This window comes from Geobacter sp. PheSNFMC (assembly GCF_059620965.1).
This window is the reverse complement of sequence record NZ_JCAMRN010000058.1, coordinates 1-24,495: the sequence shown is the minus strand read 5'-3', so window position 1 is coordinate 24,495 and position 24,495 is coordinate 1. Positions and strand designations below refer to the sequence as shown.

The following is a 24,495-nucleotide window of genomic DNA, read 5'->3' as shown; positions in this document are numbered from 1 at the left end:
AGGCAGTTGCTCAGGCAGCCGATGCGTGAATATCACTTTACCATCCCGGTAAGAATGGACGACGGAACGGTACGGGTGTTCAACGGGTTTCGCGTGCAGCACAACGATGCGCGCGGCCCGGCAAAAGGGGGCATCCGCTTTCATCCGATGGAAACCATCGATACGGTGCGTGCGCTTTCGATGTGGATGACCTGGAAATGCGCGGTCGTCGATATCCCGTTGGGCGGCGGCAAGGGCGGCGTCATCTGCGATCCCCACCAGTTGAGCCTGCGCGAACAGGAGCAGATCTGCCGTGGCTGGATCCGCCAGATTGCAAAAAATATAGGCCCGTGGAGCGATGTGCCCGCCCCGGATGTGATGACGAACGGACAGCATATGCTCTGGATGCTGGACGAGTTCGAGGCAATTCACGGTGGCCGGTTCCCCGGCTTCATTACCGGAAAGCCGCTCGGCAGCGGTGGATCCCAGGGGCGCACCGAAGCCACGGGTTATGGTGTGGTGTATGTCCTGGCCACGGCGCTTGATGAAATGGGCATTGCCATCGGAAAGACCACGGCCAGCATCCAGGGGTTCGGCAATGTCGCGCAATACGCGGCCCGGCTCTACACCCACCTTGGCGGCAAGGTGCTCGCCATATCCTGCTGGGACCAGAACGACATGACCAGTTACACCTATCGCAAAAAGAGCGGCGTCAATGTCATCGAACTGCAGGAAATTGCCGACAAGTTCGGCAGCATCGACAAGAACCGGGCCGGCGACCTGGGCTATGAACTGTTGCCGGGTGATGCGTGGCTGGAGCAGGATGTGGACATCCTGATCCCGGCGGCGATGGAAAGCCAGATCCACCAAGGCAATGTGGATAAAATCGCGCCAGGCGTAAAAGTGATTGCCGAGGGCGCCAACGGACCCACAACACCGGAGGCTGACGAGGTTATCCTGCAGCGCAACATTCTCACCCTCCCCGATTTCCTTGCCAATGCCGGCGGCGTCACCTGCAGCTATTTCGAACAGGTGCAGTGCAACACCAATTATTTCTGGGACAAAAACGAGGTGCTCCAGAAACTGGAAAAATACATGACCTCGGCGTTCATTGCAGTGGGTGACGTAGCCCGGCGGCAGAAGATCGGCATGCGTGACGCGGCATACGTCATCGCCATCAATCGCGTGGCCCAGGCGGTCCAGGCGCGGGGCTGGGCATGATGCGGGCTGCCGCGGCCAGAGCCAACCGCTGACCGGGAGGTCACACCATGCCAGGCAACGGACAGCCCCCTGAACTGATTCAGGTCCTGCTCGAACGGGAAAAGGAGCTGAACTGCCTCTACAGGATCGAGGAGTTGCTGGCCAGGCGTTCCGGTTCGCTTGCCGGGCTTTTCCGCGACATCATCGCGGCGATCCCTTCCGGCTGGCGCTACCCCGAACTCTGCCAGGCCCGCATCGTGTATGACGGGGCGGTGTACCAACCGCCCCATTTCATCCCGAGCCGCTGGTCTGAAGCCGTTCCCATATCCGCAGGGGACCGGGAGGCAGGCTCGCTCGAAATATCCTACGTACGGGAGGTGCCTTTTTCACCCGAGGGCGAAGGTGTTTTCCTGGAGAAAGAAAGCAAGCTGCTCCGGACGATCGCCGACCGGATCGGCCAGACATTGCTTCACCGGGACCTGGAGAAACTCCTCTGCGAGCAGCGGGCGGCAACGCGCGAATGGATGGCGCTCGTGGACGCGCTGCGCCGCACCGACGAAAGGCTCTATCTCTACTGCTCCCGCAAAATGCTCTATTTCCTGTGCAGAAGCGATGTCAAAGAGGCCCGTCAGGCCCTTGACGCATTTGCCGCAACCTTTGCCGCCCATCATCCGGAGACCGTATCCGAGATCAACAGCCCGAGCCGGCGGAAACCCGGCGTCGACATCCTCGACATGAGCGCGCAGGTGTTCGAGATTGCCGCGCGTCACCTGAGCGACGCCGAGATACTGTCCTCCCTGCACCGGTGGATTCAGGAGAACAGGCTGAGTTATCTGATCAAGACCGTGGACTCGGCAAACATATCCCTGGGCAAGATCATCGATGTCATTCTGCGGTATCGCGCCCAGTCCGGCGACGGGGCCGTCCTGGCGCAATCGACGGAGAAATGGCTCCGGGTGTCGCTGATCCGCCGGTTTTTTTCCGACAGCATCGATTTCATCAATCTCGTAAAACATCACCTGCAGGTGTCCGATTTTTTCGATCTGGTGACCCGGATCATCTACCCTGCCACAAGCAACGGGCGGCTGGGGGGGAAGAGCACCGGGCTTTTTGTTGCCTGGCGCATTCTGACCAAGGCTGCCGCCAGGGAGGGGCTGCTTGCGGATATCAGAATACCGAAAACCTGGTATCTGACTGCGGACTGCCTGACCTCATTCCTGAACTATAATGACCTGGAGGATGTGAACGAGCTGAAGTACAAGGATATCGAGCAGATCCGCTTCGAATATCCCAACATCATCCAGCTTTTCAAGCACGGCCGGTTTCCTGCCGACATTTACCGGGGCCTGTCCCATGCGCTGGACGATTTCGGCGAATGCCCGATCATCGTGCGTAGCTCCAGCCTGCTGGAGGACCAGGCCGGGACTGCGTTTTCGGGCAAGTACAAAAGCCTTTTCCTATCCAATCAGGGGGACAAGCGGACCAGGTTGCACGCCCTGCTCGATGCGATTGCCGAGATCTACGCGTCAGTGTTCGGGCCGGACCCGATCGTCTACCGTTCCGAGCGGGGGCTGCTCGATTTCCGCGAAGAGATGGGCATCCTGATCCAGGAGGTTGTGGGGAGACGGGTCGGCCCTTATCACATGCCGGTGTTTGCCGGGGTGGCCATGAGCTCCAACGAGTTCCGCTGGTCACCCCGCCTGAAGCGCGACGATGGCCTGTGCCGGCTGGTGCCGGGCCTCGGCACGCGGGCCGTGGACCGCATCAGCAACGACTACCCCGTGCTGCTGTCCCCCGGACAACCGGCCCTGCGGGTGAATGTCACGCCTGACGAAATACGGCGCTATTCACCCGCAAAGGTGGACGTGATCAACCTCCAGGACCGGGTTTTCGAGACGGTGCCGCTGGACCGCCTCCTCCACGGGCACGGAAGAGACATTCCGCATCTGTCCCACCTGATTTCAGCCTACCGCGACGGCCAGATCTGCCACATCCCGACCATGGAACTCCACCTGAACCGCGACGAAATGGTCGCCACCTTTGACGGCCTGGTGAAGCGCACCCCGTTCATCAGGCAGATCAAGGCGATCCTGCAGGCCCTGCGGGAAGGGATGAAGATGCCCGTGGAGATAGAGTTCGCCCATGACGGCAATCAACTCTACCTGCTGCAGTGCCGGCCGCAAAGCATGGAAAACGAGGCGCTGCCCGGCACCATACGGGATGACATCCCGGAGAGCGAGGTCCTGTTTACGGCGCATCGGTTCATTTCAAACGGACGCATACCGGACATAACCCATATCGTCTACGTCCCGCCGGAATGCTACGCGGCACAGGCAAGCCTGGATGCGCTGGTGGACATCGGCCGGGCGGTGGGGCTGTTGAACGCTCTGCTCCCCAAACGCCGCTTCATCCTGCTGGGTCCGGGGCGCTGGGGGAGCAGGGGAGACATCAGGCAGGGGGTCCACGTCTCCTATGCCGATATCTGCAATGCGGCGGTTCTGATGGAGATCGCATACAAAGCAGGCTCCCACGAACCAGACCTCTCCTTTGGCACGCACTTTTTTCAGGACATGGTGGAAGCCGGCATCCGGTATATCCCCCTCTATCCGGAAGACCACGGCAACAGGTTCAACCGCCGGTTCCTCATGGACTCCAAGAACCTGCTGGCAGCGATGCTGCCGGGGTACGCGCACCTGGCTGACGTGCTGCGGGTGATCGAAGTCTCGCGGGAAAGGGTCGGTAAAATTCTCAGGATAGTGATGAACGCCGACCAGGTCATGGCCATGGGGTTTTTTGCGGAACCGGCAACGGGCAGCGGGAAGGGTGGGCCTGAAAACGGGACAGGGTATTCCGCCCCATCGTGATGGGGATGTTGCAATCGTGGAGCAGGATTCGGAAAGGAGACAGTATGTCGGTCGTGAAGATCATGCCGTGCCTTGACATGAAAAACGGGCGTGTCGTCAAGGGGGTGAATTTCGTAAACCTGCAGGATGCCGGCGATCCGGTGGAAAACGCCCGGTATTATCAAAGCGAGGGAGCCGATGAACTGGCCATGCTCGACATCGCCGCAACCCTTGAAAACAGGAAAACCCGCCTGGAGTGGGTAGAAAATGTCGCGGCAGTCATTTCCATCCCCCTGACGGTGGGCGGCGGCATCGGCAGCATGGATGACATCAGGATGACCCTTGCCGCGGGCGCCTCCAAGGTCTCCATGAACAGCGCCGCGGTCAAGGACCCTTCTCTGGTGCGCCATGCCGCCCGAGAGTTCGGTTCCGAGCGGATAACCGTGGCGGTCGATGCCCGCAGAAACAGTGCAATGCCGTCGGGTTTCGAACTGGTGGTTTCCGGCGGCACGAAACCGGTCGGCAGGGATGCCGTCGAATGGGCGCGCCAGTGCCAGGATCTCGGCGCGGGCGTCATCCTGCCCACAAGCATGGATGGCGACGGCACGCGAGCAGGATATGACCTCGCATTCACCAGGGCGATCGCCGATGCGGTCACCGTGCCGGTCGTCGCATCCGGCGGCGCCGGAACCCTCGAACATTTTTACGACGGCGTGGTGCAAGGCGGGGCCCGGATTCTGCTGGCGGCGTCGGTGTTCCATTTCAAGACCTTCCGCGTCAAGGACGTGAAAGAGTATCTGCACGGCCGGGGCATCCAGGTCAACCTCTGATCCCGTATCGCCTGGCGCGGGAGTGGAGAAGCCAGCGGCTGAAGCCCGGGAAGCCGGGGGAAATCAGGGGTGTTCGCTATGATCCCGTGTCGGGGGTGTGTGTCGGCCGGATGAAGTTCAGCCTAAGCCTCAGAGTGCAGCCGGGATCGCCGGCAAGGGCGGGATGTGTCACTGGGGTCCGGCGCACCGCGAACGATGTGCCGGGCACGCCCCACGTTCAACTCAGCTTGGTCTGGGTGACAAAATCGAAGCGGGACAGGTTGCTGACATGCCTGAGCAGTTCGTCGTTATGCCAGTTCCCCTTGACGACAATTTCATAATTGGTCGTTGATTCCCGTATCTGCTGGCTGAGGTTGATGTCAATGATCTGGATGTTCCTTTCCGTAAAATAGTCTTTGAGCGTCAGGAGCGACTGTTCCCCCAGGTTGTTGCATTCCACCATGATGTTTTTGTGCTGGTCCCGCGGTATCCGGTTCCCAAGCTGTTTGAGCGCTGTCAGCGAAACCAGGCCAATGGCAGTACAGAATATCGGCAGGATGATCATGCCTGCCCCGCACGCCATGCCCAGGCCGGCGTTGTACCAGAGAGTCGCGGCCGTGGTCAGTCCGCGGATGCTGCCTCGCTCCTTGATAATGACGCCCGCCCCGAGAAAGCCTATGCCGGAGATGATCGACGCGGCAATGCGCGACGGGTCAAGACCGATATTGATATTGTCGATAATCTCGCCAGGCTTGTAGTAAAAGTATTTTGAGACAATCATCATTAATGCCGCACTGACACAGACAAGAATGTTGGTTCTCAAGCCGGCGCTTATGCCGTGCCGTTCCCGCTCATACCCCAGGAGAGCTCCGCAGAGTACAGCCAGCAACAGGCGAAATACCAGGTTGGCTTCATAAGGGTAATCGCTCATAGCGCATTGACCTCCGGAATATAATCATCGTCCGCAGCCGCCGTTGATACGGTACTGCCGATAAGCAAAACGCCATCCACAACAGGTTCGTTCTAGCAGCCCTTCGAAAAAGGCATGCATTTACGACCGGTTTGATTCGGTTTTGAGCTATGGCTCGCGTGCGTGTATCTTGCCGATATTCAGGATAGACGGTGGACGCGGTTTTGAGCGGCACTCCGATGCCTTGTTCGTCGGCTTAGCTATGGCGCCTGCCGTGGCAGCCAGCCGCCGTCAGCACTACTACCGCCCTGATTTCCGTCCGCGCCGGGCCCGCCGTTCCCGGGCAGCCTCGCAGAGTCGCCGCTCTTCTTCACTGCGGGGCTCCCAGCGGGGAACTTCCGTGGGCGTGCCCTCCCTGTCCAGGGCGACCATGGTGAAGAATCCCGCGGCCGCCACGGCGCTGTCGCCCGTGAGGACATTCTCGGTTTCAACCACCACGTCCACATCGATGGATGTCCGGCCGGTGCAGACCACCCGGGCCTCCACCTTGACCACTTCCCCCAGCCGTACCGGGCGCAGCAGAGAGATCTGCTCGGCCCCGGCCGTGACCACCTCGCGCCGGGCATAGCGCCAGGCGGCTATGGCGGCGGCCTTGTCCATGAGCCCCATGATCACGCCGCCGAAGATGGATCCCGCCGGGTTGGTGTCCTGGGGGAGCAGGGTTTCGATCAGGGTCCAGTCGCGGTTCATGGCGTGCCTCCTAGAGGATCCGGTTCAGGAACGACTGGATCCGCTCGTTGTTCATTCCCTCGGCAAAGAACTCCCGGGGGGTCCCCTCGGCCAGGAAGTTCCCCTTTTCCATGAAGATCACCCGGTCGGCCAGTTCCCGGGCAAAGCCCATGTGGTGGGTGACGATGATCATGGTCATCCCCTCGTCGGCCAGGGCGTGGATGGTGTCGAAGACCTCCCCGACCAGTTCCGGGTCCAGGGCCGAGGTGGGCTCGTCGAAGAGCATGAGCTTCGGCCGCATGGCAATGGCCCGGGCAATGGCCACCCGCTGCTTCTGCCCGCCGGAGAGGGTGGCGGGATAGACGTCCTTCTTGTCGGTGAGACCCACCTTGGCCAGCATGGCCAGGGCGGTTTCCCGGGACTCGGCGGCACTCTTCTTCTGCACGGTGAGGGGGCCTTCCATCACGTTGCCGAGGACCGTCATGTGGGGAAAGAGATGGAAGTGCTGGAAGACCATCCCGATTTCGGCCCGCAGGGCGCAGATCACCGGCTGCTTGTCCAGGTGGAGCTTGCCGTGGCGCCGGATGTAGCCTACCTCGTTCCCCTCGAAGCGGATGGTTCCCTCGTCGATCTCTTCCAGGAAGTTGATGGAGCGGAGCAGCGTCGACTTGCCCGAACCGGACGGGCCGATGATCACGAGCTTTTCCCCCGGATGGACCGCCAGGTTGACGCCGTTCACCGCCGTGAGGCTCTTGAAGCGCTTGGTGATGTTCTCCAGCTGGATGAGGGGCTTAACGTCGCTCATAGATCCCTGCCCGGTGCTCGATCTTTTCGAAGAGGAAGGTGAAGAAGGTCGTGAAGATCAGGTAGATGACGGCGGCCAGGATGAGGGCCGTCACGTTGAAGTAGGTATTGAACATCTGGTCCGCGGCCCGCATCAGCTCGACCATGGCAATGGTGGAGACCAGGGCCGTGTCTTTGATCAGGGCGATGAACTCGTTGCCGATGGGAGGCATGAGCCGCTTGTAGGTCTGGGGGATGACGACCCGGCGCATGGCCTGGCCGTAGGTCATGCCCAGGGCCTTGGCCGCCTCGGTCTGGCCATGGTCGATGCTCTGGATGGCTCCCCGGATGATCTCGCCCAGGTAGGCCGAGTAGTTGAGCCCCAGGCCGATGACCGCGGCGGTGACGGGCTTGAGGGTGATGCCGAGGGAGGGGAGTCCGTAGTAGATGAAGAAGAGCTGAAGCAGGAGGGGCGTGCCCCGGAAGAGCCAGATGACGAACCAGCAGAGGGCCGACAGGGGCCTGAAGGTGCTGATCCGCCCCAGGGCGATGAGGAGCCCGCCGATGGGGGAGATGAACATGGTGCAGAGCACCAGCAGGAGCGTCATCACCGCACCCTTGAGAAGCACCGGCAGGAACTTCAGGCAGTCCTGGAGGAACGTGACGTAGCGGGGTTTCCGTTCCCGCTCCACCGAGGCGACGAAGTTCTTCGCCTCGCTGTTGTCCGGGTAGAGGGAGAGCACCTCACGGGCCGCGGCCAGGGCTTCGTCCATCTCCTTGGCAGCAAAGTGGAGCTTGGCGATCTGCATCCGGCTCCGGACAAAGGCATCGCCTTCCTCGCCCGCCCGGGGCGCCGGGACCTTCTTCAGCACCTCCATGGCGGCGGGGAGATCCCCGGCCCCCATCAGGTCGTTGGCCTCCCGGAAGAGGGCGTCGTAATCGGCTTCGGACGCCAGCGCCGCTGCAACGGTGATCCACAAAAAAAGCAGGGCCGTGGCGACCCTGCCGAGAGTGTATGGTTTAAGGTTCATAGAAAAGCTCATTTGAGAAGCGTGGATTTTCCGCAAGGTCAAGGCGGGCAAGGATTTGAGCGGAGGCGTACTTCTGTACGCCGCACAATCAAATCCGAAGCCCAACGCCGAGATTGCGGAAAAGCCGCGCTTCTCTTACCACTTCTTGGGGTTGGTGATGTCTTCTGCAAACCACTTGCGGGAGATCTTCGCCAGGGCGCCGTCCTTCACCATGGCGTCGAGGGTCTTCTGCACCTTTTCGCGCAGGTCCTTGTCTTCCTTGCGGAAGGCGACGCCGAAGGGCTCCTTGCTGATGAAGCCGGGGACCACCTTGAACTGGCCCGGGCGCTTGGCGATGAAGTCGCGGCCGGTCACGTTGTCGATCACCACCACGTCGATGCGGCCCGCTTCAAGATCCAGCAGCGCCTTGGGGTTGTCCTCGTACTCCTTGAGCTCGGCCGGTGCGGTGGGGAGCTTCTTCACGGCGTTGAGGGCCGAAGAGCCCTTCTGGGCGCCTATTTTCACGTTCTTCAGGTCGGCGATCTTTTTGAAGCGCTTCTCGGAGAACTTCACCACGGCGATCTGGCCGTCCATGATGTAGGGCTTGGTGAAGGCCACCTGCTTGGCCCGCTCATCGGTGATGGTCATGCCGTTCCAGATGGCATCGAATTTCTTGGAGTTGAGGGAGTGGATGACCCCGTCCCAGGCGGTGGGCTGCCACTCGATCTTGATGCCCAGGCGCTTGCCCACTTCTTCGGCGGCGTCGATGTCGAAACCGATCAGCTTGCCGCTGGCATCGCGGTATCCCATGGGGGGGAAGGCGTCATCGAGGCCGATGACCAGTTTTCCGGCGGATTTGACCCGGTTCCAGGAACCGTCGGCCGCGAAGGCGGTTGCGGCAAAAGCAACGAGCAGGGCAGAGACCATCAGCAATACGAGTTTTTTCACGTTCGGCACCTCTCTCTTAAAATGAAATTAACTGCATGGAACAACAAGTTGCCAGCACCGAACGCGAATTATTGCAGAAAGGTGACAGGGCGTCAAGCAATGAGAAGCCTGCCGATGCATCGTGGAAATCGGGCCGGCACGTCCCGGAGCAACTGGCCGGTTGCGGGAGTATCGTGCCCCCAGCCCTTGCGGATATCTCCCGGAACGCTAAACTAAATTAAATTTAACATTGCATGTTTCTGCGGAGGATACATGGCAAGCCACACGGGAGCTGCCGGAAACGGGAGCGTGCCTGCACAGGACATGGGGGTGCCGGCGGGAGACGGTATCCGCCGGCTGGCGGCGGTGGCGGTTTTGCTCGCGACACTGCCGGCATCTGTGGTCGCTGCCCGTTGTGAGCCGTCGGTCGAAATCACCGTTTCGCCAGGGGACACCCTGCTGCAACTGTGTGGCAAGCACCTTGAAAATCCCGGCCGCTGTCCAACCATTGCCCGGCTCAACCACTTGCAGAACCCCGACCTCATCCATCCCGGACAGCGCATCAGGATTCCCGCGGCACTGTTCAGGGGCACCGGTCTGGAAGGAGTCATCACCTTCCTTAGCGGCGACGTGCGCCTCGAAGGCAAAGGCGGCATCATCGAGCAGCTTGCCGGCATTGGCGGCCGCGTGCCCGCCGGGGGGCGGCTGGTGACCGGCGTAACGGGTGCCGTGGAGGTCGGCTATGAGGACGGCAGCTCGTTCCTGATGCGCGGCAACGGCAGTGTCGACGTTGTCCGCGCGCTCCGGCGGGATAACGTGTTCTTCGACCGGGAACTGCTGCTCGGCAAGGGCAATCTGATAACCCGCATCAAGAGGGCCACGGGGCGGGAGCAGCGTTTCGAGATCCGTACCCCCTCTGCCGTGGCTGGTGCGCGGGGTACCGAGTTCCGGGTGGGGGTGGGCCGGGCGGGTGAAACCCGCACCGAGGTGCTGGAGGGCCGGGTCGGGGTTGACGCCCGTGGCCGCGAGGTCCCCCTGGCCGCGGGAGAGGGCACCCTGGTGCGCGCGGGTGAGCCACCGCTGCCGCCGCAGCGGCTTCTGGCCCCTCCCGGGGTGGAGGCACGGCCGGCCCTCTTCCGCTCCGGGCCGGTCCGGTTCGCTCACTCGGAGGCGCCGGATGCCGCGGGGTACCGGGTCATGGTCGCCCGCGACGGCGACATGAAGGAACTGGTGTACGACGCGCTGCTCCCCGCCGGTGAGCCGTGGGTGATCCGGGGACTTGCCGATGGAGCCTATCACCTGAGCAGCCGCAGCGTCGACCGGCTGGGGCTGGAGGGGGCCGAGTCCGGGACCGTGCCGTTCACGGTACGCCTGAACCCCCTTCCTCCCTTTGTCAAAACCCCGCGTGACGGGGAGCGGGCGTGTAACCGCTCGCTGACCGTCGGCTGGCTCAAGGTGCACGATGCGGTGTCGTACCGGCTCCAGGTGGCAGGGGGGCGCTCGTTCTCCACCCCGGTGATTGACAGGGATGCGCTCGACGCGACCGAATTCGAGACGGGGCCGCTGAACGCCGGCACCTATTTCGTCCGGCTCGGCTCCATTGCTGCGGACGGCTATCGGGGCGAGTGGACCAACCCCGTGGAGGTTACGGTCGTTCCGCCGCCGGCCGCCCCCGAATTCGAGGAGACGCGCTGCAAGGGCTCCGTGCTCGACGTGAGGGTGCGGGCGGTGCCGGGTGCTCGCTCTTATTGCTTCCAACTGGCAAGGGACCGGGCCTTTGCCGAACTGCTGGGCGAGGAGGTCGCCGATCGGCCGGCCGCTTCCTTTCCCCTGCCACCGGAGCCGGGAGAGTACTTCGTCAGGACGGCGGCCATCGACGGAGAGGGCTGCCAGGGAGATTTTTCGCCACCCCGGAGCTTCCAGGTGAACCGGTCCTTTCCCTACGGCGCGCTGGGAATCCTCGGCGTGGCGGGACTGCTCCTGGGGCTGCTTCTCTAGGGGCTGGAGCGACGCGTTATGGCCGGGGAGCAGAGGACAACATACCACATCGTCGCGGCTGCCGCCGCCGGGGTGGTCCTGCTGTTCGTGCTGGACGGACTCGGCTTCTTCGAGGGGCTGAACCGTTTCGCCTATGATCTCGCGTTTCGCCTGCGCGGCGAGGTGCGGCCCCATGCGCCCATCGTGCTCGTCACCGTGGACGAGGAGAGTCTCGGGAAACTGGGGCCCTGGCCCTTGAAACGGAGCGTCTACGGCGCGCTCCTGGACAAGGCAGGCGCAGCGCGGGCCGTGGGGTTCGCCATCATCATGAGCGAGCCCCGCGAAGGCGACGACAGTTTTGCCGCAGCCATTGCCCGGCATGGGAGAGTGGTTGTGCCCGCCTACATCGACGACCGGCTCCGGCTCGCGTTGCCCGCCCCGTCGCTGGGGCGCGTCCCCACCGGGCACCTGCACCTGGAGCCCGATGTGGACGGTATTGTCCGGCACGTCTATCATGGGCTGGAAACCGGCGGGCGACAGGTCCCTTCGCTGGCCCTCGCGCTGCGCGATGCCGCCCGGGCCGTGACGGCGCCATCAGCCGCCGGTGCGCCGTTGCCGGAAGCGTCCTCGGCCGCCATCGCCCAGCACTACCCCATGTACATCGATTTCTGCGGCCCGCCCGGCATGTTTCCGCGCTTTTCCCTGGCCGATGTGGTGGCGGGGAACGTCCGGCCGGATGCATTCCGCGACGCCTTCGTCCTGGTGGGGGTAACGGCGCCGGGCATCGACGAGCGGGTCATTGTTCCCTTTTCCCAGGCCCGCAACAGGATGGCCCCCGTGGAGGTTCAGGCGAATATCCTCGATACGGTGCTGAAGGGGAACGGCATACGTTCTCCCAGCAGCGCGTCCCGCCTTGCCCTCTGCGCCGTGCTGGCCGGTTGCTGGCTCCTGCTCTTTCTGCTCTTCAGTGAAGCCGGTTCGCTGGCGGTTTTGTTCGTCAGCCTCGCGGGCATACCGCTCTGCACCCTGTCTCTGTTCGCATTCCGGCAGGTATGGGTCGATCCCGCCATCTTCGCGCTCACGGTTGCGTATCTCTACACGGTCGTGTTCGTGTACCGCCTGGCGGAGGCAAGCGCCAGGCTCGGTCGGCAGTATGAAGCCATTGCAGCGAATCTGCCGGCCGAGGGGAGCATCCCTCCGTGCTCACGGGGGATCGCGGGTCTTCTGTCCATTGGCGGAATTAATGCCAGCGTGGCGATTCTGGACGCTGCCACGCAGCAACTCGTGGAACGGAGCATCAGGATCGAGTCCGCCAACAGGGAGCTGGAAGCGTTCAACTACTCGGTTTCCCATGACCTGCAGGCACCGCTGCGTGTCATTCGCGGCTTTGCCGTCGCCTTGGAAGAGGATTGCCGGGAAGAGGTGGACCCTGCCTGCCGTGAATACCTTGCCAGGATCCGCATCAATGTAACGAAAATGGAGGAGCTCATCGAGGCGCTGCTCGGTCTGTCGCGAATCGGCCGTGCCGATCTGCTGCGCCTTCCGGTAGACCTGAGCGACATGGCAACGGAGATTGCCGGTGAGCTGCGCCGGGCGGCGCCGGAGCGGCCCGTGGAGTTTGTGATCCGCACGGGGGTGGTGGTCAATGCCGACGCACATCTCATGAGGGCGGTCATGACCAATCTCATGGAGAACGCGTGGAAATTCACCGCCGGAGTCGTTCCGTCAGTGATCGAGTTCGGCGTGGAGGAGGCGGGAGGAGAGCGGCGCCTGTATCTCCGCGACAACGGCGTCGGTTTCGACAACGCCTATGCGGACAAACTGTTTGTGCCGTTCCAGCGCCTCCACAGCAAGGCGGAATTCCCCGGCACCGGCATCGGCCTGGCCACGGTCCAGCGAATCATCCATCGCCATGGCGGCCGGGTCTGGGCTCGCGGGGAAACGGGGAGTGGCGCCGTTTTTTTCTTCACCGTCCCCGCCTGATGGGCCGGTAGGGCCGGTTGGTCCCTAGACCAGCCGCTGCCCGCCGTCCACGTGTACCACCGATCCGGTGACATACCCGTTCTTCATAAGCGAGATCACCGCGGCGGCCGCGTCCTCGGGCCTGCCGATCCGCCGGGCCGGGAGCCGGGCGGCGAGGGCGTCGAACATCCTCTTCCGTTCGGCGGGGCTCATGCCGGCATAGGCGGGAGTATCCACGATCCCCGGCGAGACGGCGTTCACCCGCAGGGGCGCCAGTTCCACGGCCAGGCTCCGGCAGAGGGCCTCCACGGCGCCGTTCACTGCGGCGTACGCCGAAAGGCCGTCCACGGGCTTGGTCGCGGCCACGCCGGAAAAGAAGGTGATTGAGCCCCCCTCCCTGATTCGCTGGGCCCCGTAGCGGGCCGCAAAGTACTGACCCCAGAACTTGCTGTCGAAGATCTGGCGGAACGATGGGGTTTCCAGCTCCAGAAACGAGCCCGCCACGCCGGTGGCCGCGGTTACGACCAGGTGGTCCAGTTCGCCGGTTTCGGCGAAGAACGCCTGTACGGCCTGTTCCTGCGTCACATCAAGGGAACGGGCCTCAACCGGCTGGCGAATCTCGTCCGCGGCTTGCCGGAGCTTCTCCTCCGACCGGCCGGCGATCACCACCCGGGCCCCCTCGTCCGCGGCCATCTTCGCCACGGCGAGCCCCATGCCGGAACTGCCGCCGATCACTACCACCTTCGCACCGTTGAGCGACATGTCTACCTCCTCTTGTCCCCCTGCTGCGCCAGTTCCTCCTCCATTTCCAGGACCCGCATCGTGATCTTGAGGATCGAATCGGGGTTGAGCGAAATGGAGTCGATTCCCTGCTCCACGAGAAAGGCCGCGAACTCGGGGTAGTCACTGGGGGCTTGGCCGCAGATGCCGCTGTGGCGTCCGTTGCGACGCGCCCCCTCCACCACCCGGCCGATGAGTTCCATGACCCCCGGGTCCCGCTCGTCAAAGACGTGGGCCACCAGGGCCGAGTCCCGGTCCACGCCGAGGGTGAGCTGGGTCAGGTCGTTGGAGCCTATGGAAAAGCCGTCGAAGAGCCGCGAGAACTCGTCGATCATGATGACGTTGTTGGGGATCTCGCACATGACGTAGACCTCCAGGCCGTTTTCGCCCCGCACGAGGCCGTTCGTCGCCATTTCGGCCAATACCTTCTCCGCCTCCACGATGCGCCGGCAGAAGGGGATCATGGGGATTACGTTAACGAGCCCCATCTCGTCCCGGACCCGCTTCAGGGCCCGGCATTCCAGGGCGAACCCTTCCCGGTAGCGCTCGTCGTAGTAGCGCGACGCCCCCCGGAAGCCGATCATGGGGTTCTCCTCGTCGGGCTCGAAGGCCCGGCCCCCCAGGAGCGAGGCATACTCGTTGGTCTTGAAGTCGCTCATGCGGACAATGACCGGTTTGGGATGAAAGGCGGCGGCAATGGTGCCGATCCCCTCGGCGAGCTTTTCCACAAAGTAGGCGGGCGGGTCGGCATGGCCGGCGGTGAGGCGCGCGATCTCGCGCCGCGATGCCTCGTCCTCCACCCGGAGGGGGTGGACCAGGGCCATGGGATGGATCTTGATATGGTTGGTGATGATGAACTCCATCCGGGCGAGCCCCACCCCGTCGTTGGGAATCCGGCAGAGGGAGAAGGCCTCCTCCGGGTTGCCCAGGTTCATCATGATCCTGGTGCGGGGGCGCCGCATGCCGGCCAGGTCAACCCGCTCCACCCGGAAGGGGAGTTCGCCGCTGTAGATTCTGCCCACTTCTCCTTCGGCGCAGCTCACCGTTATCTCCCGGTTGCTGGCGATCCGTTCGGTCCCGTCGCCGGTGCCGACCACCGACGGGATGCCCAGCTCGCGGCTGACGATGGCGGCGTGGCAGGTGCGCCCCCCCTTGTTGGTGACGATGGCCGCGGCGGTCTTCATGACCGGCTCCCAGTCGGGGGTGGTGGTGTCGGCCACCAGGACCTCGCCGGGGCTGAAGTCGCCCAGCCTGTGGATGTCGGTGATGACCCGGGCCGGGCCGGCGGCGATCTTTCCGCCCACGCTGGTACCGGTGGCCAGCACCTCTCCCTTCTGCTCCAGGATGTACGTCTCCAGGAAGTCGAGCCGTTTGCGGGATTCCACCGTTTCGGGCCGGGCCTGAACGATGAAGAGCCGGCCAGACTCCCCGTCCTTGGCCCATTCGATGTCCATGGGCATCTCGCGGCCGGCCCGCTTCTCATAGTGGGACTCGATCAGGAGGGACTGGCGGGCCAGCTCCAGCACCTCGTCGTCGCTGAGGCAGAAGCGGCGCCGTTCCTCCCGGGGCACCTCCACGTTCTTGGTCAGGTGCTTGGAGGTGCCGGTGCCGTAGATCATCCGGATCTTCTTCTCCCCCAGCCGGCGCCGGACGATGGGGCGGAATCCCTGCCGGAGCGCGGGCTTGAAGACCGTGAACTCGTCCGGGTTCACGGCCCCCTGGACCACGTTCTCGCCCAGGCCCCAGGCGCCGGTGATCAAAACCGTGTCCCGGAAGCCGGTCTCGGTGTCGATGGTGAAGATGACCCCGCTGGAGGCGAGGTCCGACCGGACCATCTTCATGACGCCCACGGAGAGCCCCACCTTGAAGTGGTCGAACCCCTGGTCGATGCGGTATGAAATGGCCCGGTCGGTGAAGAGGGAGGCGAAGCAGCGGCGGCAGGCGTCCAGGAGTTGCGCCTCGCCCCGGACGTTCAGGTAGGTTTCCTGCTGCCCCGCAAAGGAGGCCGTGGGGAGATCTTCTGCCGTGGCCGAGCTGCGGACCGCCACGTCGCAGTTCTCGCCATACTCGGCGCAGAGCCCCCGGTAGGCCTCTCTGATCTCTTCCGCCAGTTCTCCGGGGAGGGGGGCGCCGTACACCAGCTCCCGCAGTCGGCGTCCCCGGAGCGCCAGGTCGTCCACGTCCTCCTTGACCAGTCCCGCCAGGGTCTGTTTCATTTCATCCAGGATCCCCGCCGACCGGATCAGGTGCCAGTAGGCCTCCGCCGTGATGGCGAAGCCGTTGGGGATCCGCACCCCCAGGGGCCTGAGCTCCCCGAACATCTCCCCGAGGGAGGCGTTCTTGCCCCCGACCAGGGGGACATCGTCAATGGTTATTTCCGAGAACCAGCGAATCCAGGACATGGAAGAACCTCCCTGTGCTTCCTATCCGTTCAGTTTGGCGGCGATCTGCGCCACATGCCTGCCCTGGAAGCGGGCCCCGGCCAGATCGTTCTCGCTCGGCAGCCGTTCCCCCTGGCCGCCGGCTATGGTGGACGCGCCGTAGGGGGAGCCGCCGGTGATTTCGTCGATCCGCGTCTGGCCGGCAAAGGTATAGGGGAGCCCCACGATGACCATCCCCTGGTGGAGGAGGAAGGTGTGGAAGGTGAGGATGGTGGATTCCTGGCCCCCGTGCTGGGTGGCGGAACTGGTGAAGACGCCGGCGGCCTTGCCCACGAGGGAGCCCTTCACCCAGAGCCCGCCGGTGGCGTCCAGAAACTGGCGCATCTGGCCGCACATGTTGCCGAAGCGGGTTGGTGTGCCGAAGATGATGGCGTCCGCCGAGGCAAGCTCGTCCACCGTGGCCACCGGGATGTGGGCAAAGGCCTTCTGGGGTTCGACGGCGCCCATCTTTTCCAGCACGTCGGGCGGCAGCGTTTCGGGCACGCGGCGCAGCACCGCTTCGGCGCCGGGCACCTCGCGGACCCCCTCGGCCACGGCCTCGGCCATGCGATGGATGTGTCCGTACATGGAATAGTAGACAATGAGAACGTTCATGACAAAGCTCCTCCTGACGGCGATAGTGACCAGCAGGGAAAAGCGTACCGCAATCCGGCGGGGATGCAACGAAACGGCAGGAAGAGGGTCAGAACCTGCGGATCACGAACTGGCCGCGGGCGAGCCTGTTCTGGAGCCAGAGGCCCAGGAACTGCTTGATGACGGCGCGGGTGGGGGGGACGATGAAGAACAGGCCGACCACGTCGCTGAAAAAGCCGGGGGTCAGGAGGAGCAGCCCTCCCAGGAGAACCAGCGCGCCGTCGAGCAGGCCGGCGGCCGGGAGCCGCCCCAGGGCCAGCTCATCCTGGATGCGGCGCAGGATCACGAAGCCCTGGGAGCGGACCAGCCAGGCGCCGGCGAGGCTGACGACCAGCAGCAGGGCCACGGTGGGCAGGGCGCCGATCAGTTTGCCCACCCTGATGAGGAGGTAGAGCTCTATGATCGGAACGACGCTGAAGATGAGGAAGAGTCTCAGGAGCATGAAGGATGAGTGCGGCAGTGCGCCAAGGACCCGGGGAGGCCCTCAGGCGTCGCCCATGCAGAGGCGCAGCCGCGGCTTGGAGTTTCTGGAGCGGGTGGTTTCCGACGCGCCAGCCAGCCGTCCCGTGGCCACGAGGTAGCCGTAGGCCAGGCCGAGGATGTCGGCGACGCCGCCCATGGTGAGATTCATCCGCACGTACTTGCGGTTGAGTTCCGTGAGAAACGCGACCGGATCTCCCCCCTCGGCAATGAGCCGCTCCAGGGTCTGGCCGTCGCGCCGCAGCCGGGCCAGTCCCATGGTGCCGCAGCGGTGGAGGGTGGTGGTGTCGTCCACCGTTTGCATGAGGCGGGCAAGCATGGCAAAGGAGGCACTGGTGAAGCAGCCGGTCCGTTCGATGGCAGTCAGATACGCCGGCACGGCGCAGGTGAACAGGGAAGGGAGTCCGTCCAGGACCTCGTGCACGACGCCGCCGGCGCCGAAGCGGGAGCGGGCCGAATGGCCGTTGGTTGCCTGATCGCGGCGCAGGGCGAAGAATTCCTCGCCCAGCTCGGACACCGCCCGGTTCAACCGCTTTTCGTCATCGGAGTCGCATCGCCAGCGGGCAACCAGCAACAGCCCGCTCAGGAACAAGTAGCCCTTGAGGGTGTTGGAGCCCAGCTCCTCCATCATGACCTCTTCGGCCCGCCGGCCGATCACTGCCTGGCAGAGGAAGCGCTCCCCGTCGGTAAGCGAGCGGATCAGCTCCGCCAGGTAGTCACCCAGGATGTGAAGCGACCGCTCCATCTTGTCGAGTGAAAGATCAGGGTGGGAGCCTTGGTCGGCAAGGTCCACGAGCCCCGGTTTCGGCGTCAGATAGAGCGCCATGGCCCCTCCCTTGACGAGGGACTGGGCAAACTGCTCAATCTCGAAGATGCGCGAGGAGTTCATGGAGCCTCCCGGGTCTCTCCGCCGGGGTGGGGTGCCGGTGGCGGATGCAGTCGGCGGCCCGTTGGCCGCACGCGAGACAAGGACGAGGGGTGAGTCCGAGGAGCGCCCGGCTAAGCCGGGTTCCGCTGCCATCGTACACATCCAGATCGATGAGCCGCGAAAAAGGCGTTCCCATCTCCAGGGCAATACAGCGTTTTTTAGCCTCAGTCGCGTCCAGAGGGACGTGCATGATAGCATATGCATCGTCTTTGTCACCAGATTTCTTGAGGTTGAGCAGCTCGGGGAGCACCTTCACCAGATTCCGGAAGGTAATCGACAGGACTGCTTCGTCTCGGTCGTCGGTGCCGCTGCCCGGCGGCGCCAGGGAGAGGATCAGGGTGGTCGGGTACCCGGCGTCCAGGTAGAGGGAAAGCATGTCCCGCCGCGCGGCAAGGGCGGGACGAAAAACGGCGCATCCGCGCCACCTTTTCAGGGGTACGTCCATAGGGGAGCTCCACGTCTCCGACTACGCTGACAGTTGGTGCCGATGCAAGCCGACGTCATTGTAGCATGAGGAGTGCGGAAACAATAACGTGTATACATTAAGGGCGGGAGAGAGTTAGCGGGAAACGGTGTTGCCTCCCGCAGCCTTTGCCCTGTCAAGCGCTGCCAGCGCGCTTTCCGCAAGGGCGGGGCCATCGATGCCGGGGGTGGCTCCAGCCACTCCCGCTGAAATGGAGAGCGGCGGCAGCATGGTTCCGTCCCCCATGTCGATGACCGTATGCATCAGGCGCTGCCTGAGCCGGTCCGCGATCATCCCTGCGGTGGACGGTTCCGTTTCGGGGAGGAGCACCGCGAAGGTGTCGCCCCCGTAGCGCGCCACCAGTTCGCCGGGGCGGAGGGAGTTCCGGAGGGTTTGGGCGACGTCGTGCAGGGCCCGGTCGCCGCCGGTGCGGCCGTGGCGTTCGTTGAACGCGCGAAAGCCGTCGATGTCGATCATCACCAGGGACAGGGGACGGCCGCTGGCGGTGAAGCGATCCACCTGGCGCGAGAGGATTTCCTCGAGCCACCGCCTGCTCTGGAAACCGGTAAGGGGGTCCACCACCGCCTGGTTGCGGAGGGCATAATCGCGGACAGTGCCCGAGAAACTTCCCAGGGAAGAGCCCCCCCTGCCGCGCAGGAGGATGCCGAGCAGGTTGCAGGCGGCTGCGTGGGATGCCTGGGCCAGGGACCAGATCAGGTCCTCCTCAAGAACCATGAGCCGCGTGTCTTCAGTGGCCGCCAGGGTGCAGGGGACTTCCGGCTCGCCGGAAACGAGGCTCTGGCCGACGATGTCGCCCCGCTCCAGATGAAGGGGGGTGTCGTCCCGTTCCCGGACGTCGTAGTAGACGGCCAGGCGGCCCTCCAGGATCAGGTGGATGGCGTGGCCCAGGGGGCCGGCGGGTTCGAAGCGCTCACCCCGCCCCAGGCTGACCACGCGGCTGTGCTCAAGAATGCCTTCGATGCATTCGAGGGGGACGAAGCGAAACAGGGGCAGCGCTTCCAGTTCGCTGGCACTGAACGGCAGGTGGTTCCTGGGCATGGGGATCCTCGCGAGCCGGGGGATCAGTATCCCCTGACGATTACCTCAAGGTGGCCGTCGTTGGGACAGAAAATGAGGCCGTGGACCGGTACGTCCCGCGGGATGAGGGGGTTCTGGCGGATCACCGACGTGACGCGGGCCACGTTTTCCTCGGGAGATGAAAAAGCACCCATCCACTGGGCCAGGTCAGGCACCTGGGTCTCGATGACGGACGGGTCGATGCCGCGCGCCACCATCCGCTGCCGGAGATCGTCGGAGTCCACCGCCGCCATGCCGCAGTCCCGGTGGCCGATGACGAAGATCTCCTCCACGCCGAGCATGAACACCGCCGCCACGAGGCTCCTGATGACGCCGCCGCTGAGGGGATCCACTATGGTGTTGCCGGCATTCTTGATAACCTTCGCGTCGCCCCGCTTGATACCCATGGCCGGTTCCAGGAAATCCACCAGCCGGGTGTCCATGCAGGTGAAGATGGCAAACTGCTTTTTCGGGTTCTTGGCCAGGGGGGGGAACACGCCGGGGCTGACGAACTTCCTGTTTGCGTCCAGGATGGTGTCGAGAAGGGTCATGACATTTCCTCGCGCTGGTTTGAGCGACGCCATTTATACCGGCGGCCGCTCCGCCTGTCAATGGGTTTCTCCTGCCAGTACGGAGGTGCGTGGCATGTAACTGTGCGACGTAGTTTGACAATTATCTGCACATTGGTAAAGTTTGAACGGGATGTGTCCCGATACTCGTTGCCTGTCTACAGGGAGGTTGCCATGAAGGTGAGAACCATCGTTGGTGCCGCGTTCGCCGTCGCCCTGCTGGTCGCGTCGACGGCAACAGCGGAGAACAGGGCCGGTTCATTTTCGCTCAGTCCCTACTTCGGAGGCTATACCTTCGACGGGGAGCAGCACATCCGCACAGCGCCCACCTTCGGCGTCCGGGGCGGATACAACTTTACCCCCGCCTGGGGGGTTGAGACCGTGTTCGGCTTTTCCCCGGCCGAGGAAACCAGGGGCAGCAAGGCCGACGTGGACTCCTACACCTACCGTCTTGAGGGGCTCTACCATTTCATGCCGGAAAGCTCCCTGGTGCCGTTCCTGGCGGCCGGCGCAGGGGGGACGACCCTTGACTACGCCGCCGGCTCCAACGGCCGGGACCGCACCGACGGCATCCTCACCTACGGCGGTGGGGTCAAGTATTTCATCACCGACGCCGCGGCGTTGCGGGGCGACGTGCGGGGTATCTTCGATCTGGGCTACTCGTACAGCAACGTCGAGTACACGGTTGGCTTGAGCGTTCTGTTCGGCGGCGCCGCCCCGGCGGCAAGGGCCGTTCCGCCGGCTGCCGCTCCCGCGCCGGCTCCAGCCCCGGCACCCGCGGTCGAACCCGAGCCCGCGCCGGTACCCATGGCTGCCGAGCCGACGCCGGGCCTTATGAAGTACTGTATCACCCTCAACATGGAATTCGACATCGACAAGGCCGACGTCCGTCCCCAGTACCACGACGAGGTGAAGCGGGTGGCGGACTTCCTGAAGGAGTATCCCACGACCACGGCCGTGATTGAGGGGCACACCGACAATGTGGGGGACGACGCCTACAACATGAAGCTCTCCCAGCGGCGGGCCGAAAGCGTGGTCAACTACCTGGCGGACAATTTCGGCATCGACAGGTCGCGCCTCTCCGCCCGGGGCTTCGGCAAGACCCGCCCCATCGCCGACAATGCCACCGAGGCGGGCAAGCAGCGCAACCGCCGGATCGAGGCGATCATCGACTGCGCCCTGGAGAACCCCAAGGTCATCGCGGCCCTGCCGGACCGGCTCTGCATCGCCCTGAAGGTCCAGTTCGACACGGACAAGTGGGACATCAAGCCCCAGTTCCGCGGCGAGATCGCCAAGGTGGGCGATTTCATGAAGCAGAACCCGACCACCACGGCCATCATCGAAGGGCACACCGACCGGGTCGGCACCGCCGATCACAACATGAAGCTCTCCCAGCGCCGGGCCGAGGCGGTGGTCAATTACCTTGTGGAACACTTCGGCATCGAGCGCGCGCGCCTTTCCGCCAAGGGATACGGCTTCAGCCGGCCCATCGCCTACAACTCCACGGCCGAGGGCCGGGCCCTCAACCGGCGGATCAACGCCATCATCGACTGCGTGATCAAGAAGTAGCGTCCGCGATCTGAAGAAAAGAGGGCCGTCTCCCCCTGGGGGAGACGGCCCTCTTTCGTGCGAATGGATCTGCCCGTCACTTTTTCGCGTCGATCCCGTAACTCTTCATCTTGCGGTAGAGGTTGCTCCGCTCCAGCTCGATGGCGTCGGCGGTGCGGGAGATGTTCCAGCCGTACTCCTCCAGTTTCTGAATAATGAATTCCCGCTCGAATTCTTCCCGCGCCTCCCGGAGCGACGAGGGCTCCAGGGCGGCTTCGCTCCGGGGCAGGCCACCCTCGCGGTCCGCGCCTCCGCCAACCGACGGGGGAATCAGGTCAGGGGTTATCACCCGCCCCGGGGTCATGATGACGAGCCGCTCCACGATGGTGCGCAGCTCCCGCACGTTGCCGGGCCAGTCGTGCCGGGCCAGGACGGCCAGCGCCTCGGGAGGCATGGTCTTGCACTCCTGGCCCTCCCGGCGGGCAAAGATGTCGAGGAAGTGCTCCGCCAGCGGCACGATGTCCTCCCGCCGCTCCCGCAGCGGCGGCACTGCCAGGCTGACCACGTTCAGCCGGTAGAACAGGTCGGCGCTGAAGCGTCCCGCTCGGACCTCGTCCTCCAGGTTCCGGGTGCTGGCGGCCATGATGCGCACATCCGCCTCGATGGACCGGGCCCCGCCCGCCCGTTCGAATTTCCGCTCATGGATGAGGCGCAGGAGTTTTGCCTGGGTCCGGGGCGGCATGTCGCCTATTTCATCCAGAAACATGGTGCCGCCGTTGGCCAGGTCGAGCTTTCCCTTCTTCTGGGTTGCGGCGCCGGCAAAGCCCTTTTCGTGGCCGAAGAGTTCGCTGTCGATGAGTTCTTCGGGCAGGGCGGCGCAGTCGAGTTCCACGAAGGGCTTGTCGCGGCGGGGGCTGTGGTAGTGCAGCGACCGGGCCGCCAGTTCTTTGCCCGCTCCGTTTTCGCCGATGATGAGCACCGGCGCGTCGGCTGGCCCGGCCAGCCGGACCTGTTCCCGCAGCCGGCCCATGGCCTCCGATTCCCCCACGATCTCGTGCCCCCTGAAGCTCAGGGCGCGCAACGAATCGTTTTCGGCCCGGAGCCGTCTCGCGTCCAGGCCGTTACGGACCGTGACCAGGATCTTTTCCAGGGAAAGGGGTTTTTCGATGAAGTCGAAGGCCCCCATCTTGGTGGACTTCACTGCCGTTTCAATGGTGCCGTGGCCCGACATCATGACCACCGTGAGCCCGGGATCGGACGCCTTGAGCCGCTGCAGGGTCTCCATGCCGTCCAGCCTCGGCATCCAGATGTCCAAAAGCACCAAGTCGGGCCGATCCTTCTGGACCGTCTCCAGGGCCTCGACGCCGTCCCGCGCGAAGGCGGTCCGGTACCCCTCGTCTTCCAGAATGCCGGCCAGGGCCGTGCGGATGTCCTGTTCGTCGTCCACGACGAGTATCGTTTCGTTCACGTAATCCTCTCTATCCCGTCACGGGTAGTTCAATGACGAACCTGGTCCCTCCGGGCTCGTTGTCCCGCACCCGGATGAACCCGTGATGGTCGGTGATGATGTTGCTGACAATGGCGAGTCCCAGCCCGGTGCCCGACGCCTTGGTGGAGAAGTAGGGCTCGAAGACCCGCGGCTTGTCCTCCGGCGGGATGCCCGGTCCCGTATCGGCCACGGTCACCACCGCCATTTTAAGCTCAGGGTCGAAGCGGCTCACGATCCGGACCTCGCCCGTCCCCCCCATAGCGGCCACGGCGTTGTCCAGGAGGTTGATGAAGACTCGCTTGATCTGGTCCCGGTCCAGTTGCAACTGGGGCAGCCGGTCGTCGGCACTGAAGCCGAACGCCACCCGCCGGTGCCCTTCCCGGAACAGGGTGACCGCCTCGCGGATGACGGCGTTCAGATCGTTGGGAGAGGGGTGGGCTGCGGGCATCCGGGCGAAGTTGGAGAACTCGTCCACCAGGGTCTTCAACTCGTCAACGGACTTGACGATCATGGCCGTGCACTCGTCGAAGACCCGGTCCTCGTCGCCGAAGCGGGGAAGGTAGCGCTTGCGCAGCCGCTGGGCCGAGAGCTGGATCGGGGTCAGGGGGTTTTTGATCTCGTGGGCGATGCGGCGGGCCACCTCGCGCCAGGCGGCCATCCGCTGGGCCTTGATCAACTGGGTCATGTCGTCGAAGACCACCACGGTGCCGAGGAATTCGCCGCTTTCGTCCCGCAGCACCGACAGGTTGAAGAGGAACGTGGCCCGGCTGTCCCGCACCGGCACCGTGATCTGGCGGCTGATGCTGTCCTTTTTGGCCATGACCATGTCCCGCAGGACCCCCTTCACGATGTCGAGCTGCTCTCCCTTGAGCACCTCCCGGAAGTTGTGGCCCACGGCCCGGGGCGTGTCGATCTGCAGGAGCCGGGCCGCAGAGGTATTGATGGTGGTTATCGCCCC

Annotated in this window: 21 protein-coding genes; 6 read left to right on the top strand and 15 right to left on the bottom strand. The window is 64.0% G+C overall.

Annotation, left to right across the window (positions count from 1 at the left end):
• From AC6CDK_RS13225 to hisF, 3 genes are all read left to right on the top strand, one after another.
• Positions 1–1,200 (top strand): Glu/Leu/Phe/Val family dehydrogenase (locus AC6CDK_RS13225; RefSeq protein WP_496639878.1); only part of this gene is annotated, 1,200 nt, incomplete at its 5' end.
• Positions 1,201–1,247: 47 nt separating this feature from the next.
• A complete protein-coding gene (locus AC6CDK_RS13220) occupies positions 1,248–4,043 on the top strand; it encodes a PEP/pyruvate-binding domain-containing protein (protein ID WP_052269437.1) in 2,796 nt (931 codons plus the stop codon).
• 44 nt (positions 4,044–4,087) lie between these two features.
• Positions 4,088–4,852: an imidazole glycerol phosphate synthase subunit HisF gene (hisF, locus tag AC6CDK_RS13215; RefSeq protein ID WP_039646264.1), complete on the top strand. Its 765-nt coding sequence runs from the start codon at positions 4,088–4,090 to the stop codon at positions 4,850–4,852.
• 217 nt (positions 4,853–5,069) lie between these two features.
• Here the strand turns inward: hisF and AC6CDK_RS13210 are convergent, their stop codons facing one another.
• From AC6CDK_RS13210 to AC6CDK_RS13190, 5 genes are all read right to left on the bottom strand, one after another.
• Complete coding sequence (locus AC6CDK_RS13210; RefSeq protein ID WP_039646262.1) at positions 5,070–5,762, bottom strand: MgtC/SapB family protein; 693 nt, start codon at positions 5,760–5,762, stop codon at positions 5,070–5,072.
• A gap of 279 nt (positions 5,763–6,041) precedes the next feature.
• On the bottom strand, positions 6,042–6,491 hold the full coding sequence (locus tag AC6CDK_RS13205; RefSeq protein WP_039646260.1) for an acyl-CoA thioesterase: 450 nt from the start codon (positions 6,489–6,491) through the stop codon (positions 6,042–6,044).
• 10 nt (positions 6,492–6,501) lie between these two features.
• A complete protein-coding gene (locus tag AC6CDK_RS13200) occupies positions 6,502–7,275 on the bottom strand; it encodes an amino acid ABC transporter ATP-binding protein (RefSeq protein ID WP_039646258.1) in 774 nt (257 codons plus the stop codon).
• A complete protein-coding gene (locus AC6CDK_RS13195) occupies positions 7,262–8,284 on the bottom strand; it encodes an amino acid ABC transporter permease (RefSeq protein ID WP_039646256.1) in 1,023 nt (340 codons plus the stop codon). The genes AC6CDK_RS13200 and AC6CDK_RS13195 overlap by 14 nt, the downstream gene beginning before the upstream one ends.
• Before the next feature lie 135 nt (positions 8,285–8,419).
• Complete coding sequence (locus AC6CDK_RS13190; RefSeq protein ID WP_192905062.1) at positions 8,420–9,211, bottom strand: amino acid ABC transporter substrate-binding protein; 792 nt, start codon at positions 9,209–9,211, stop codon at positions 8,420–8,422.
• 252 nt (positions 9,212–9,463) lie between these two features.
• Between AC6CDK_RS13190 and AC6CDK_RS13185 the strand changes: the two genes are divergently transcribed.
• Both AC6CDK_RS13185 and AC6CDK_RS13180 read left to right on the top strand, forming a co-directional pair.
• Positions 9,464–11,188: a FecR domain-containing protein gene (locus tag AC6CDK_RS13185; RefSeq protein WP_066357828.1), complete on the top strand. Its 1,725-nt coding sequence runs from the start codon at positions 9,464–9,466 to the stop codon at positions 11,186–11,188.
• A gap of 18 nt (positions 11,189–11,206) precedes the next feature.
• Entirely contained in the window at positions 11,207–13,150 is a 1,944-nt protein-coding gene (locus tag AC6CDK_RS13180) for a CHASE2 domain-containing protein (RefSeq protein ID WP_052269436.1), read from the top strand.
• A gap of 24 nt (positions 13,151–13,174) precedes the next feature.
• Here the strand turns inward: AC6CDK_RS13180 and AC6CDK_RS13175 are convergent, their stop codons facing one another.
• From AC6CDK_RS13175 to AC6CDK_RS13140, 8 genes are all read right to left on the bottom strand, one after another.
• Positions 13,175–13,891 (bottom strand): SDR family oxidoreductase, encoded by a 717-nt coding sequence (locus AC6CDK_RS13175; protein WP_039646251.1) that lies wholly within the window; start codon positions 13,889–13,891, stop codon positions 13,175–13,177.
• 2 nt (positions 13,892–13,893) lie between these two features.
• Positions 13,894–16,311: a phosphoenolpyruvate synthase gene (gene ppsA, locus AC6CDK_RS13170; protein WP_192905063.1), complete on the bottom strand. Its 2,418-nt coding sequence runs from the start codon at positions 16,309–16,311 to the stop codon at positions 13,894–13,896.
• A gap of 21 nt (positions 16,312–16,332) precedes the next feature.
• On the bottom strand, positions 16,333–16,944 hold the full coding sequence (wrbA, locus tag AC6CDK_RS13165; RefSeq protein ID WP_039646247.1) for an NAD(P)H:quinone oxidoreductase: 612 nt from the start codon (positions 16,942–16,944) through the stop codon (positions 16,333–16,335).
• A gap of 88 nt (positions 16,945–17,032) precedes the next feature.
• Entirely contained in the window at positions 17,033–17,425 is a 393-nt protein-coding gene (locus AC6CDK_RS13160) for an FxsA family protein (protein ID WP_039646245.1), read from the bottom strand.
• A 42-nt stretch (positions 17,426–17,467) separates the two neighbouring features.
• Entirely contained in the window at positions 17,468–18,352 is an 885-nt protein-coding gene (locus AC6CDK_RS13155; RefSeq protein WP_039646243.1) for a triphosphoribosyl-dephospho-CoA synthase, read from the bottom strand.
• Positions 18,324–18,836: a citrate lyase holo-[acyl-carrier protein] synthase gene (locus tag AC6CDK_RS13150; protein WP_039646241.1), complete on the bottom strand. Its 513-nt coding sequence runs from the start codon at positions 18,834–18,836 to the stop codon at positions 18,324–18,326. The genes AC6CDK_RS13155 and AC6CDK_RS13150 overlap by 29 nt, the downstream gene beginning before the upstream one ends.
• Positions 18,837–18,950: 114 nt before the next feature.
• Positions 18,951–19,913 carry a GGDEF domain-containing protein gene (locus AC6CDK_RS13145; RefSeq protein WP_039646239.1) on the bottom strand — a complete coding sequence of 321 codons (963 nt, stop codon included), beginning with the start codon at positions 19,911–19,913 and terminating at the stop codon, positions 18,951–18,953.
• Positions 19,914–19,936: 23 nt separating this feature from the next.
• Complete coding sequence (locus AC6CDK_RS13140; protein ID WP_039646236.1) at positions 19,937–20,482, bottom strand: beta-class carbonic anhydrase; 546 nt, start codon at positions 20,480–20,482, stop codon at positions 19,937–19,939.
• Positions 20,483–20,674: 192 nt separating this feature from the next.
• Here AC6CDK_RS13140 and AC6CDK_RS13135 point away from each other — a divergent pair, with 192 nt between their 5' ends.
• Positions 20,675–22,069, top strand: coding sequence for an OmpA family protein (locus tag AC6CDK_RS13135; protein ID WP_039646234.1), 1,395 nt, complete (start codon positions 20,675–20,677; stop codon positions 22,067–22,069).
• 76 nt (positions 22,070–22,145) lie between these two features.
• On the opposite strand, the gene AC6CDK_RS13130 is transcribed toward AC6CDK_RS13135, so the two are convergent.
• Positions 22,146–23,516: a sigma-54-dependent transcriptional regulator gene (locus tag AC6CDK_RS13130; RefSeq protein WP_039646232.1), complete on the bottom strand. Its 1,371-nt coding sequence runs from the start codon at positions 23,514–23,516 to the stop codon at positions 22,146–22,148.
• A gap of 10 nt (positions 23,517–23,526) precedes the next feature.
• A partial coding sequence (locus AC6CDK_RS13125) for a sensor histidine kinase (protein ID WP_496639874.1) occupies positions 23,527–24,495 on the bottom strand: 969 nt, incomplete at its 5' end.